This is a genomic window from Sphingobacterium sp. SGG-5 (assembly GCF_011043525.1).
GTDB lineage: Bacteria > Bacteroidota > Bacteroidia > Sphingobacteriales > Sphingobacteriaceae > Sphingobacterium.
The window spans coordinates 122,622-135,797 of the sequence record NZ_JAAKGO010000003.1; the positions used below are offsets into that span (position 1 = coordinate 122,622).

Annotated in this window: 12 protein-coding genes; 11 read left to right on the forward strand and 1 reads right to left on the reverse strand. The window is 43.3% G+C overall.

What is annotated here, in order from left to right:
* The first annotated feature begins 17 nt into the window (after positions 1–17).
* The 11 genes from G5B30_RS05005 to G5B30_RS05055 all read left to right on the forward strand — a co-directional run bounded on the left by G5B30_RS05005 (position 18) and on the right by G5B30_RS05055 (position 12,669).
* On the forward strand, positions 18–2,090 hold the full coding sequence (locus G5B30_RS05005; protein ID WP_165318883.1) for a DUF6259 domain-containing protein: 2,073 nt from the start codon (positions 18–20) through the stop codon (positions 2,088–2,090).
* 8 nt (positions 2,091–2,098) lie between these two features.
* Positions 2,099–4,153, forward strand: coding sequence for a DUF6259 domain-containing protein (locus G5B30_RS05010; protein WP_165318884.1), 2,055 nt, complete (start codon positions 2,099–2,101; stop codon positions 4,151–4,153).
* A 19-nt stretch (positions 4,154–4,172) separates the two neighbouring features.
* Complete coding sequence (locus G5B30_RS05015; protein WP_165318885.1) at positions 4,173–4,841, forward strand: DUF4627 domain-containing protein; 669 nt, start codon at positions 4,173–4,175, stop codon at positions 4,839–4,841.
* A gap of 84 nt (positions 4,842–4,925) precedes the next feature.
* Positions 4,926–6,347 (forward strand): sialate O-acetylesterase, encoded by a 1,422-nt coding sequence (locus tag G5B30_RS05020; RefSeq protein WP_165318886.1) that lies wholly within the window; start codon positions 4,926–4,928, stop codon positions 6,345–6,347.
* 25 nt (positions 6,348–6,372) lie between these two features.
* Positions 6,373–7,347: a hypothetical protein gene (locus G5B30_RS05025; protein ID WP_165318887.1), complete on the forward strand. Its 975-nt coding sequence runs from the start codon at positions 6,373–6,375 to the stop codon at positions 7,345–7,347.
* Positions 7,348–7,423: 76 nt separating this feature from the next.
* Positions 7,424–8,113: a hypothetical protein gene (locus tag G5B30_RS17265; protein WP_206367020.1), complete on the forward strand. Its 690-nt coding sequence runs from the start codon at positions 7,424–7,426 to the stop codon at positions 8,111–8,113.
* 3 nt (positions 8,114–8,116) lie between these two features.
* Entirely contained in the window at positions 8,117–9,688 is a 1,572-nt protein-coding gene (locus tag G5B30_RS05035; RefSeq protein WP_165318888.1) for an MBG domain-containing protein, read from the forward strand.
* Positions 9,689–9,719: 31 nt separating this feature from the next.
* Positions 9,720–10,610 carry a PorP/SprF family type IX secretion system membrane protein gene (locus G5B30_RS05040; protein WP_165318889.1) on the forward strand — a complete coding sequence of 297 codons (891 nt, stop codon included), beginning with the start codon at positions 9,720–9,722 and terminating at the stop codon, positions 10,608–10,610.
* Between the two features lie 95 nt (positions 10,611–10,705).
* A complete protein-coding gene (locus G5B30_RS05045) occupies positions 10,706–11,191 on the forward strand; it encodes an antitoxin Xre/MbcA/ParS toxin-binding domain-containing protein (RefSeq protein ID WP_165318890.1) in 486 nt (161 codons plus the stop codon).
* A complete protein-coding gene (locus tag G5B30_RS05050) occupies positions 11,191–11,658 on the forward strand; it encodes an RES family NAD+ phosphorylase (RefSeq protein WP_165318891.1) in 468 nt (155 codons plus the stop codon). Before G5B30_RS05045 ends, G5B30_RS05050 begins: the two co-directional genes overlap by 1 nt.
* Before the next feature lie 48 nt (positions 11,659–11,706).
* Positions 11,707–12,669: a helix-turn-helix transcriptional regulator gene (locus G5B30_RS05055; protein WP_165318892.1), complete on the forward strand. Its 963-nt coding sequence runs from the start codon at positions 11,707–11,709 to the stop codon at positions 12,667–12,669.
* Between the two features lie 24 nt (positions 12,670–12,693).
* Here the strand turns inward: G5B30_RS05055 and G5B30_RS05060 are convergent, their stop codons facing one another.
* Positions 12,694–13,170: a DinB family protein gene (locus G5B30_RS05060; protein WP_165318893.1), complete on the reverse strand. Its 477-nt coding sequence runs from the start codon at positions 13,168–13,170 to the stop codon at positions 12,694–12,696.
* Positions 13,171–13,176 lie beyond the last annotated feature (6 nt).

Here is a 13,176-nt window from a genome sequence, read left to right on the forward strand (position 1 = left end):
AGAACAAAAACGAGTACATGAAAAAGAGCTTATTTATTTTATTATTTGTCGCATCCCTATCCTCGCTTTATGCAAACGATTTACTAACCGTTGAAAAAAGGGCGCAAACCGTCTCATTGAGCAATGGTGAACTGTCTCTTAATTTTGAAAGTTCGGATTCATTTAAATTTTTAGGGTTAGCTGACAGTAAAGGCAAGACGTGGACTATTGCACGACAACAGGATTTGATCTGGCAAATGCTGATGGTAGGCGAGAATGGCCAACCGATCATGGTCAACTCCCAGAATGCAAAGTACATTGGCGTGGAGGAAATCAAAGAGAGGGATAAAAAATCATTGGTGTTTTCCTGGTCATATCCATTACCTAACGGCACAGCGGGTAAAATCTTCATGACGGTGTCGGTCAATACGGGGAATACGTTGTCAGCCTGGGATATACGGAGTGAATTCCCTGCGGAATGGTCTGTCGATAATCTGACCTTTCCTATTATTACTGTAGAGAAAACCGATACACAAAAGTTGATCCTGCCCATGCAATGGGGGGTGGAATATGATTTGAACACACTTGGTAATCAGCGGTTCTCAAGTATTTACCCGAGTAGCCGCAGTGCTGCCCAATTGATGTTACTGCGTGAACAAAATGATGTCTTTTATTTTGCTACTCACGATGCGAAAGCAAACCTGAAGACATTTTCTGCCAGAGTGACAAGTCTTGATGCCGAGTTTTCGAACGTGATTACACCATCTGCTTCCTGGAATAATAAAGGTAAGTTCAGTCTGCCATGGTCCGCATCGATCGGGTTGTCCGATAAAGGTTGGGAAGATGCTGTCAGTAAATGGTATCGGCCATTTTCATTCGAAACCGAGTGGGGTAAGAAAAAGATTACGGAAAAGAAATATCCGGAGTGGTTGCTCAACTCGGATCTATGGTTAGTCGGAGGACATGTGACGGACAAGGAGCGAGACCGTGCTCATCAGGCAATAGATTATTTTGGATCACAAACTGCCTTTCACTGGTACTATTGGCATCAAGCGCCGTTTGATACCCAATATCCAGAATATCTGCCCGCTAAAGAGGGATTTGACAGGATTATACAAGAGATTCAAGGCAGAGGAAGCCATGTCGTGCCTTATATTAACGGGAGATTGTGGGATGTAGCAACCAAAAGTTATGAAAATGGCGGTGGAAAAGCGGCGACTATTATCGGTAAGGACGGAAATCCACATACGGAAACGTATGCTTCGGGTGCTACCAATGCAGTTATTTGTCCTTCTACCTCAATATGGGAGCAGAAAATGGTCGAATTGACTAAGCAGATACAGGGCGATGTGGTAAAGGCTGACGGTGTATATTACGATCAGGTAGCTGCATCACGGGCATTTCCGTGTTATGATGAAAATCACAATCACCCTCCGGGAGGCGGATCTTTTTGGGTAGACGGTTATAGAGAGATTTTCAAATCCGTCAGGGGCGTGTTGAGGCCCAACAGTATAGTATCGACCGAACAAAATACCGAGTCCTATCTGGATATGTTCGACCTGTTCTTGATGGTTAATTATCCGCAAGGTAAAGATTATCGCCCCGTGCCTTTATTTCCGATTATTTATTCAGACCGGGCACTATTTTATGGCTTTTATATCTACAACGATCCGAATATGAGTTTCCGTGTAAAGAATGCGCTGACACTTTTGTGGGGTGCGCAGCTTAACGGCGGGCGTATCGAATTTGTCCAATATCCGAGCATGGTTGAAAATGCAGCTTTCCTGAAAGGTCTTGTCGCTTTTCGTAAGCAGAACCATGATCTTTTTGTTGGTGGAAGATTGTTGCGGGAAATCGAACCCGAAGGCGATAATCCCGTATTGGCTGTGCCAAATTGGCCTGCCCGTTCCTCAACGACTGGCACGTCATCAGCTGTGAGAGCGGCTCTTTGGGAAAACCGCGACGGAGGATATGCATTAGTATTGGTAAATGTAGACGAACATCCGCATAGTGTTACCTTCCCTCATACAAAGACGGCTATCCGTCTAAAATCGGGTGAATGTGCACGGATCAATGTCGACAAATCACAACTTAGCAGTCTGGGAATATAGCTGTAATAATGAAGAAATTACTATTTATAGCCTTGGTGGTGTGCTCAAATACGTTGATATACGCCCACGCTCCGCTTCATATTATACAAAATAAGCAGCAGGTATCGCTTAGCAATGGTGAACTTTTATTAAAGTTCGAAAGTGACGACACTTTTAAATTTTTGGGATTATCGCACAATCAAGGAAAAACATGGTCTGTAGCCAGACAACAGGATTTGGTATGGCAGCTACGTATGGTAAATCCTAGCGGCTCAGCAGTCACGCTCAGCTCCCGAAATACGGAATATCAGGGTGTAGAGGTAATTGAACAACGCGATAGAAAATCCTTAGTATTTTCCTGGCTATATCCTTCGGTCGGTGGTAAAATCTTTATGGAGGTTTCTATCCATCGTGGAAATACCCTCTCCGATTGGGACATAAGAAGTGAATTCCCTACAGGGTGGATGGTCGACAATTTAACATTCCCCATCATCACCTTAGAGAAAACTGCACAGCAAAAGATGATTATGCCAGCGGGTTGGGGAGCTGAGTATGATGTGAACACCATCGCTAATCAACAGTTCTTAGGAAGATATCCAAGCAGCCGTCATACCATACAATTAATGCTGTTGCATGAAAGCAAGAATACGTTCTATTTCGCAACACATGATCCCAAAGCTAATTTAAAAGAATTTTCTGCAAGAGTGACCAGCCAGGATGTGGAGTTTTCAAACGGTATTGTTCCTTCAGCAGCATGGACGAACAATGGCAAGTTCAATTTGCCTTGGTCGACGTCTATTGGTTTATCAGCCGATGGCTGGGAAGATGCGATAATAAAATGGTACCGGCCTTTTACTTTCGAGACAGAATGGGGCGCCAAAAAGCTGACGGAAAAGCAATATCCGCAGTGGTTGATCAATTCGGATTTGTGGTTGACGGCCAGTACGCCAAGTGCGGCTGAATTGCAAAGAACGCATAATGCGATTACCTATTTTGGGACACAGACCTCGTTCCACTGGTATTATTGGCATAATGCACCTTTCGATACCGAATATCCGGAATATTTTCCTGCCAAACCGGAGTTTGCCGGTATCATTCAAGAAGTACAAAATAGGGGAAGCCATGTCGTGCCCTATATCAATGGCCGATTGTGGGATGTTGCCACGTCAAGCTATACCAACGATGGTGGAAGAGAAGCAACTGTTTTGAATAAAGACCTAACGCCTTATACAGAAACGTATGCTTCTGGTGCGACGAATGCCGTTATCTGTCCTTCTTCGCTTGTATGGAAACAAAAGCTGATAGAATTAACCAGTCGGATTCAAGGGGATGAGTTAGGCACAGATGGTGTTTATTTTGACCAGGTCGCTTCAGCAAGAGCACTTCCGTGCTGGAATCCGAACCATAATCATGCTCCCGGAGGTGGATCGTTTTGGGTGGATGCTTATCGGGATATCTTTCGTGAGGTGCGAGCGGAATTGAGTTCTGGAAATATGATATCGACCGAACAAAATGCAGAACCCTATCTGGATATGTTTGATTTATTTCTGATGGTAAATTACCCACAGGGAACCGTTTTCGAACCTGTCCCATTATTCCCGATCATATATTCGGACCGTGCATTACTCTACGGCTTTTATATTTATAATAAAGTCAACATGAGCTATCGTGTTAAAAGTGCATTGTCTCTGCTTTGGGGTTCTCAGATCCACGGCGGACAAACAGTATTTACACAATATTCCAATATGGTCGAAAATGCTGCTTTTGTCAGAGATTTGGTAGCATTCCGCAAACGTAACCACGACCTTTTTGTCGGAGGAAATCTGCTGAAAGAGATTACTCCGCAAGGGGACAATCCGGTCTTGCCGGCACCGAATTGGCCTGCCGATGCTTCGACGACAGGAACGACACCGGCGGTGAGAGGTGCCCTTTGGAAAAGTAAAAACGATCAATATGCGGTCGTGTTGGTTAATGTCGAAGAGCAACCACATAGCGTCAGTTTACCGAATGGAGATATTGTCAATATAAAAGCGGGCGAATCTCTCCGAATTGATATCAGCGAAACACAACTTAATAAATTTTAATAACAATAACTTTTGAATCATGAAAAAACTATTTTCTTTAATTTGCTTGTTTACATTATGTGCTGCTACTTATGCGCAGGAAAATCTGATCACCGATGGGAAATTTGAAGACGCTTCTTTTAGTGTGAGCGATATGAGCAGACGAATACCGGGGCCGGGTAAATGGTTTCCTTATTTGACCTCTGACAAACAGGCCGTGATGTCTGTTGTAAAAGATGCTGAAAAAGGCAAAGTCGCGTCCATACAGACGTTGTCTAGTGTAAGCTATGCCTATTCCTATATTGGACAACGCGTGGCGAAAGCACCTGCTGCCGGCGTTTACACCGTAAAATTCTGGGCAAAAGCGACGCATGATACTCCGACTTATTTTGGTGTTTATCTGAAAGCGAATGCTGGTAAAGGAGAAACATTGTTTTTCCCCCTTGCTGGTTTCCATCCGCAAGAAACCCCTGCACAATCAGGCGGCTTAAAACAAGCGAGATTGAGCAACGAGTGGAAAGAATATACTATCGATTTTGACCTTTCCCAGATTGTCAATAACGTTGCTGCTCCAAGAATAGCAAAAGCAGAAATCATTCTTAGCAAAGCAGAAAATAATCACAGACAAACTTTCGATCTAGGTATTGCTTGTATGACAAAGAATTCGGGCATGCTGTTTACAGATGTTAGTATGGTAAAAAAGAACTAAGGATACCCAATAATGAGATAGAAATTTCCGAGTCTTGTTGCAGCAGGACTTCGGAGATTTCTTTAAAATCAGATCACCCTTTATATGCGAAAAATATTCTTTCTCTCGTTAGTCATGTTCTGTTGTGGACTACATGCAGCAAAAGCATCTCTCGTATTGCCTCGTGTTTTTACGGACGGCATGGTGTTGCAGCAAAAGAGCGAGGTGAAAATATGGGGAAAAGGTAGTCCAAAGGAGAAAGTTATTCTCCAAACAAGCTGGAACGGTAAGAGCTACGGAACTTCTGTCGGTGTCGATAGTTTATGGAAAATTACAGTTTCCACACCGGAAGCTTCGTTTACGAAGTACGAAGTCACATTGGTGGGAGAAAGAGAGAAGATTGTCTTAAAAGATGTTCTTATAGGTGAGGTTTGGCTATGCAGTGGTCAGTCTAATATGCATATGCCTATGAAGGGATATTTTAACCAACCTGTCTCCGGCTCCTTGGCGGATATTGTTGCTTCAGAAAATGATTATTTAAGGTTTTTTACGGTCAAACAAAATAGTTCCCTGGTACCATTGTTTCATTGCGATGGGGTATGGGAAAATGCGAGCATGGAGACAACAGCTGATTTCTCTGCTACAGCCTACTATTTTGGGCGTTTGTTACAAAAAACACTAAACGTCCCAGTCGGTTTGATACATGCAAGTTGGGGTGGGTCAAAAATCGAAGCCTGGATGTCAAAAAAGGCTTTAGCCGATTTTCCGGAAATAAGAATCCCAACAGAAGAACCCAATAGAAGAGTAGCGCCACTACGTGCCACAGTGATGTATAACGGTATGCTACATCCTATTGCGGGGTATACTATCAAAGGAGTAATATGGTATCAGGGGGAGTCTAGTCAAAGGGACTACAAAAAATATCCTGCATTATTCAAAGCCATGCATCAGGACTGGATAGAAAAATGGAATGTGCAAACAGATTTTCCGATCTATTTTTGTCAAATTACACCTTATGACCATTATACATTCAAATTGGCGCACTTCATGCGAGAGGCACAGTTGAAAATAGCCCAAAATCAACCTAATACCGCAATGGCTGTATTAATGGATGCCGGCGAAAAGGATATCTTGCATTGTGCAGATAAAAAAACACCGGGAGAACGCTTAGCTTATATCGCGCTGGCTAATCTATACGGATTTAATACGCTATCCTATCGGAGTCCCGAATTCAAGTCACTTAATCAAATCGATGAAAAGCTTATCGTTCGCTTTAATTATGCAAAAGACGGCTTAAATACGTTCGGTCGAGAGCTGAATAATTTTAAAATTGCCGGGGAAGATCGTGTTTTCTATCCGGCAAAGGCAGAAATAGTTTTGAATTCGGTTGAACTTTCGTCACCTGAGGTGAGCCATCCGATAGCTGTGCGCTACGCCTTCGAGAATTATGCGGAGTCCACACTATTTGGTATCAACGGGCAACCGGTATCCTCATTTAGAAGCGACGATTGGGATGATATTCCGTGATAAGTTTATAATACGAACAAAAAAAATGAACAATAACTTTTCAATTAAAGGTGTCCTTTGCTACCTATGTGTATTTTGGACTCTATCATGCGGCGCGCATACACCGGTATTATCTGATCAAGATGGTATATCGGATGAAAAAAGAGAGGAGACAGTTAAAAAAGAAAGGGGTAAGCTCGTCAAAAATGAGCATACCGTAAATATTTATACAGACAAAGGGATCGAATTGACTTTTCGACATGTGGAGCGGGACTATATTCCGGGTAAGACGAGCTTTTATGATATATGGCAGCTTTGGGAGGCATTTGGAAGTAAGGAAGACGGCAGTAGAGCAGTAAGGATTGTTAATCCAGGAGAATGGGAAACAGCACTTAAGATAGGAAATGACTTTGTCGGAGGGCTTAATCACGGTTTCGAACGAAAAACTTCTGTGCAGTTTGTTGTGAATGACAAAGTTGTTTCTGAAACAGAGGACCTTGCCCTTCAGCCATTCCATAGTTTTTATGTTATACAAGAGTCTGATCTATACGCCTTTAATAGCACATCCGATAAAATTGCTCATATAATCAAGAAATGGGACTTTAAAGAAAATGGGCTTATTGAATTCCACCAATCCATAACGTGGCTCAGTGCACAGTCGTTGAGCAATTCTTATATGACGATGATGCCTGTAGCCAGGGATCAAGACGGAATAAATATTACCTCAAAAGCAAAAAGAGATGACATCGATGCAGTATTTGATGTATCGCAGGAAGGTCATAGCAATCCCTTGGGGCCCAGCGGACGTCATAAAGAATCATCTTCGATGACACTATGGGGAGATCAATATAAATTCAGTGTCACCGTTGAGCGAAAAAATATCCTACCGAATAGCAGTTTATGGGTGTCTAATTCCAAATTATATAACAAGGTGTATTTCGATTATTCGGGTAAATATGAGGTTGAGAAAGGAGAAAAGTTTGAGTTATTAACTCGTTTTGAATTCAGCAGATCGGAATAGAAAAGCCGACGAATGAAATATAGTTTATGACAATCAAATTGGAAATAAAGGTTATTCTAAAAAGTATTATAACACGATGAAAACATTTTTTTTAGGAACAGTTATGTTAATTTTTGTGGTATCCTTTTTATCCGCACAAACACAAGGATCGGGTAATATACTATATGTGAAAGCAGGCAGTAATGGAAATGGGTCGTCTTGGTCTAATGCCTTAGGAGAACTGTCTGAAGCATTATCTTGGGCGTCGAGTTGGGATCCGGCAAACGAGGGTATGCTCCGGATCTGGGTAGCCAAAGGACGATACTTGCCGACCTCAAATCCCAGTGACCGCCAAGCAACTTTTCAGCTGGTCAATGGCGTACAGGTATATGGTGGTTTTTCTGGAGAGGCCGGTACGGAAGGTGATATATCCATGCGCGATTGGGAAAAGAATATAACTATACTATCGGGAGATATCGACCGTAATGACAAAGCGGATGTTATTACTGACCCAGCCGTGGAAATTGTAGGCAAGAATAGCTATGCCGTGGTTACCGGTTCTCAAACGAGTCCAACTGCGGTACTTGACGGTTTTACGATTACAGCCGGTACCGCTGATGAGAAAAATGGGATGACATGCGGAGGTGGGGTGTATAATTCAAATGGCAAGCCTACATTAAGAAACCTGGTGATTACCGGGAATATATCTCCCGAAGGAGATGGTATCTGCAATATCAACGGCGGTTCACCGAAGTTAACAAATGTGAAAGTTATACATAATCAATAAATTATGAAATCCAACTTATTGTTGATATTTCTGTTCTCCTGCTTTTGCAGTGAAGCTGTCTTCGCCCAGACACCGTCCTCCGAAAATATCCTATTTGTAAAAAAGGGCAGTGCAGGAAACGGGTCATCTTGGACCCATGCAATGGGAGAATTGGCAGAAGCATTGACCTGGGCGGGCTCCAACTGGGACGCTGAAGCCGATGGCCCACTGCAAATTTGGGTGACATCCGGCAGATACCTACCTACCACAAATACCGCCAATCGCAACGCCACCTTCCAATTGGTAAAAGGTGTGAAAGTCTATGGAGGTTTTTCAGGGGTGGAGGCAGTACTTACAGAGCGGGATTGGGCGAAGAACGTGACTATTCTTTCCGGTGATATTGATGGCAATGACGTCGCAGCAGTGATAACAGATGTCGATCAAGAGCTCAAAGGAAACAATAGCTATACGGTAGTCAATGGTTCGGGTACGGATATTACCGCATCGTTGGATGGTTTTATCATTACTGCAGGTCATAATCCATCAAATGGGGGAGGGATATATAATGATGAAGGAAGTCCCGCGTTGGTAAACCTGACCATAACCGGTAATAAAGCGATGTATGGGGGAGGATTATATAATCAAGGTAGTAGTCCTGAACTGAGGCATATTACCATAAGCAATAATAGGGCAGAGAGTGGATATGGAGATGGGATATTCAATGATCCGGACAGTCACCCTATCTTGAAAAATACGATTATCAGTGGTAGTTGGAAGGAAGAAGTCGGGAGCTATGCCATTACATTTACAGATGACGATATCACACCGATGCTGACCATAATCGCCAAACCGGAGCAGCAAAAGGTGTACGGGGCTGAAGATCCGGTTCTGACCTACACCGCAAGTGGATTTCTTCCTGGTGATAATAATACGATCTTTTCGGGGACATTGTCGAGAGATATCGGGGAAGATGTAGGTTCTTATCCGATTAAGCAAGGTACACTTTCAGCGGATAATTATGCCCTAGCTTTTATTGGATCGGACTTTACCATTAATAAGTCTCCTCAGGAAATTACGTTGGTAGCGCCTGAGGAATTGTCGCTTGATGTAGGCATACAAGCGTTGACGGTATCGTCGAGCAGCGGACTTCCGGTCACGATCGAGGTAGACGACGCTTCGGTAGCTACTTTGTCGGGAACAGATCTTCATTTACAGGGGCCGGGTGTGGTGACGGTTACGGCTACGCAGGAGGGCAACCAAAACTATGAGGCGGCAGCTCCGGTGAGTACAGCGATCCGTGTTGTCGAATCTCCTAAAAAGAACGTTCCGATACGTGTACATAAGGCATTGTCGCCAAATGGAGACGGTGTCAATGATTTCTTATTTATTGACGGAATCGAAAATTATCCCGAAAATAAATTTATCGTTTTTGACGCCGGAGGAAATATCCTCGCAGATATAGCAGGGTATGATAATGGAAGTCATGTACTCTTTGGTGAGCAGTTGAATGACGGTACATATTTTTATTATCTGGATGTAACGGTAGATGGACGGCGGGAGCGAATAAAGGGTTTCTTCGAAGTGAAGAGAAAGTAGATAATTTGGACATTAAATATAAGATAAAACAATGAAAGAATCCCTTAACAGTCTATTCGTTGCAGCTGTGTTGTTGACCTGTCCTTTCTTAGGACAGGCGCAACACGGTTTGAGCTACAATCAGTTGGGACAATTACGCAATTCATTCAACGGCTCGTTGAGCTTAATGGATCCCGATGGTGGTGCAGCCATATTAAGTCGCTTGCAGTGGGTGGGGTTGGACGGTGCGCCGCGCTCGTACTGGGCAAGTGGCCATGTGGGAGTCAAACGCTTGGGTATAACGGTGGGTGTCGATGTTAAGCAGGCTACTATGGGCGTGATCCGGGATAATGAGCTGAGTGGTTATATTGCTAGCGCAGTCCGCCTTTCGGAGGACGAGTACCTCGGGCTTTCGGTTGGGGGAGGGCTTTTGATACACAATGGCAATTTTTCTACCTTAGATGCGGAAGATCCTTCTTTCCGGGAGGACATTCGCGGTAATCAGGGGATGCTGAGCGTAGGGACATCGTATTTTCGGGAGGGTAGATACTACGTGGGTATTTCTATTCCTCGTTTTGTGTGGAATAAGAACGATAATTTTGATTATGATTTTCAACGGGTGTACTACATCACAGGCGGAGCTTTGTTCTGCATTGGCGAGGGTTTCCATATCCGGCCATCCTTTATTGTGAGTCATATGGAGGGCATCACGCCTCGTTACGATGTAAGTGCACTGGCATTCTTTGCGCAGAAGTTCGGTATCGGTCTGGGTGTGCAGAACCAAGGTGATCTTTCAGGTATATCACAGGTCAATATGGGCAATTTTGGAATAGGGTACAGCTATCAGTTTAGCCCTGGTAGCAGCACGACAAAGCAACGTATATCCAACAATACGCATGAGATAGGGTTGCGGTACCGTGTGGGTGGCATGAAGATGCTATAATTCAAATGAGAGGGCCTCACTTCTGATATGTAAAAAAGAAAAATATTTCATAAAGTAGCATTTTTGTTGTACATTAGCAATATAATTATTGTGTTATGGCAAAGAAAACTACAAATACCAGGCCGTTTCATATACCAGAAGATATCTCCAATGTAGCTAAGGAAGGTGCTATGGCTTGGGTACCGGGCGTTGCAAACCCCTGGATCAATATGTTAGATCGTGTGCAGATCATACGTAATGGTCTTCCATTTGAAGCTATAGAGGAATTAAGCAAGAAAATTAATATCCCGGTAAAGTCTGTGCTTTCCATCATAAGAATGCCTCAGACGACATACAACAAAAAGAAAAATGAGCAATCTTTACTGGATAGCCATAATACTGAGTTGATATTGCTTATCAAAGAGCTCATAAGTTACGGCGTGGATGTATTCAACGGCGAGGAGCAAAAATTCCAACGCTGGCTCAAGAAGCCTAATATATCGCTCGGTGGGTATGCGCCCGATAGCCTCTTAGACACTGTCACAGGCATCCAAGAGGTCCGGTCATGTCTGGATAGACTGGAGTATGGAGTATTTGCCTGATGCGGGTTTACCGAATAGAGCGTGAACGATATTTGCACAGCACATTGGAAGGACTGGGAGCGGCGTTGTCTTCCGGTTTCCGCTGGAATCCTTTGCATACCCGTTTAGTGTATACTGCGGATAGTCGGGCATTATCGATGTTGGAGGTTGCTGTACATTTAGACTGGAGTGAAGATATGCCTCAAGACCGATATTATGTTGAAATCGATATCCCGGATGATATGCTGATTTTAAAAGTCAACATGGATGAGTTGCCTTTAGGTTGGGATGCCAAGCCAGCTACGAAGATTACACAGGCCATTGGGGAAACCTTTGTGCGCCAACATAAAGCAGCTGTCCTCGAAGTGCCGAGTGCTATTGTTCCGTTCGAACATAATTACCTCATCAACCCATTACACGGTGACGCAAAACGTATACGAATAGTACGATCAACCCCAATGGCTTTTGATCAACGGTTTCTTCTTTAGTGATTGATTCGCTGCTTTTTTTACATTTGTATACCTAATTAATGAGAGATGGATATTGAAAAACGTTTTGACCGGATTTTGGCTATTTATTTTCACTTGCAGGCTAAGCCTGTCGTAAAAGCGCAGGATTTGGCGGACAAGTTTCAAGTGAGTCTACGAACGATTTATAGGGATGTCAAGACTTTGGAAAATGCCGGTGTCCCCATTTATGGTGAAGCTGGAATTGGCTATTCGCTGATAAGCGATTATAAAATTCCGCCTACTCTTTTTACACCAAATGAAGCGCTGAGTTTTGCTGTCGCTGAAAAGTTGATGCAGCACTATCTGGACAAAGAGATAGGTCAACATTTCAGTAATGCGCTATTAAAAATGAAGGCTGTTCTGCGGTATTCGGATAAAGAACATCTCGCTCACGTAGAGGATAAAGTACTCATCAATAAAAAGAAAGATTTCCTCAATAAAGATGTTCCTTCGGCCTTAGCTGTTTTATTTGAAGGTATCGCGAAGAAGCGCCAGTTGACATTAGCTTATAAATCTGTCGAAAGCACGGTTGTAACGGAGCGTCGGATTGAACCTATCGGGATTTTCCAGGAAGATGATTTTTGGTATTTCATGGCATTTTGTCATCGCCGTAACGAAGTCCGACAGTTCCGGTTAGATAGGGTACATAAAATTGAACTATCTGGAACTCCCTTTGTAGGAAAATATAAGCCCTTATCTTTTTACTTAGAGAAAAAAGGAGACACGACCGAGGTGCAGACAGTCCGGATTAGTGTGTCCCGAAAGGCTGCCCGCTATTTGACATGGAAACGAAAATATTATGGTTTCATAGAGGAGATGGAGAAAGGTGAAAATGTAGAAATGCTTTTTAAAACCCGAAATGCACACGGGGAGTTTGCCCGTTGGTTTCTGATGTATGCCGATGAGGCTGTGATTTTGGAACCACTGGCTCTTAAAAAACAGGTCAGAGCACTCCTCGACGCTTACCTAAAAAAAATGGAAGCGGAATAAAATCCGCTTCCTAAACCTCTGATTTTATTGTTGCCTTTCCCAAAAATGAGGTGGTTCAATTCCTAATGCCCTTAAGTAAACATATCCTTGTCCGCGATGATGTATTTCATTATCTACAAAATACTGGATATTCTCTATAATTGGAAAAGCATATTCACCAAATAGATTGAAGTTTTCGTGAAAACGCTCGTCAGGAATCTGATTGTACAATTCAATGATTATTGGGGTGTCTTTATCCCATTGAGCGAGAAGTTCTGCTTTGGTCTGTAAGGGTAAATCATGGTTGTAACCCTCCGTACTGTTAGCAACGATCCCCCGTAGACCGGGCGCTGCTATGGCTAACAATTCCTTAACGAGTTCAGCGAACGGGCGCATTCCGCCTAATGAGAACGTGAATAGCTCTTTTTCAGGAAATGCTTCGATAACGCGACGCGTTAGGTTCCGATGACCCAACCAGTGGTTGAGAATGTCTTCTTTGGGTAGAATAGTGATTGTTTTCATGCTTAA

What these genes read in the sequence shown, in the direction of transcription:
- G5B30_RS17265 (WP_206367020.1), top strand. Translation starts at nt 7,424, where the DNA reads ATGAAAACATTTTTTTTAGGAACAGTTATGTTAATTTTTGTGGTATCC.
- G5B30_RS05055 (WP_165318892.1), top strand. Translation starts at nt 11,707, where the DNA reads ATGGATATTGAAAAACGTTTTGACCGGATTTTGGCTATTTATTTTCAC.
- G5B30_RS05040 (WP_165318889.1), top strand. Translation starts at nt 9,720, where the DNA reads ATGAAAGAATCCCTTAACAGTCTATTCGTTGCAGCTGTGTTGTTGACC.
- G5B30_RS05005 (WP_165318883.1), top strand. Translation starts at nt 18, where the DNA reads ATGAAAAAGAGCTTATTTATTTTATTATTTGTCGCATCCCTATCCTCG.
- G5B30_RS05035 (WP_165318888.1), top strand. Translation starts at nt 8,117, where the DNA reads ATGAAATCCAACTTATTGTTGATATTTCTGTTCTCCTGCTTTTGCAGT.
- G5B30_RS05060 (WP_165318893.1), bottom strand. Translation starts at nt 13,170, where the DNA reads ATGAAAACAATCACTATTCTACCCAAAGAAGACATTCTCAACCACTGG.
- G5B30_RS05050 (WP_165318891.1), top strand. Translation starts at nt 11,191, where the DNA reads ATGCGGGTTTACCGAATAGAGCGTGAACGATATTTGCACAGCACATTG.
- G5B30_RS05010 (WP_165318884.1), top strand. Translation starts at nt 2,099, where the DNA reads ATGAAGAAATTACTATTTATAGCCTTGGTGGTGTGCTCAAATACGTTG.
- G5B30_RS05015 (WP_165318885.1), top strand. Translation starts at nt 4,173, where the DNA reads ATGAAAAAACTATTTTCTTTAATTTGCTTGTTTACATTATGTGCTGCT.
- G5B30_RS05020 (WP_165318886.1), top strand. Translation starts at nt 4,926, where the DNA reads ATGCGAAAAATATTCTTTCTCTCGTTAGTCATGTTCTGTTGTGGACTA.
- G5B30_RS05025 (WP_165318887.1), top strand. Translation starts at nt 6,373, where the DNA reads ATGAACAATAACTTTTCAATTAAAGGTGTCCTTTGCTACCTATGTGTA.
- G5B30_RS05045 (WP_165318890.1), top strand. Translation starts at nt 10,706, where the DNA reads ATGGCAAAGAAAACTACAAATACCAGGCCGTTTCATATACCAGAAGAT.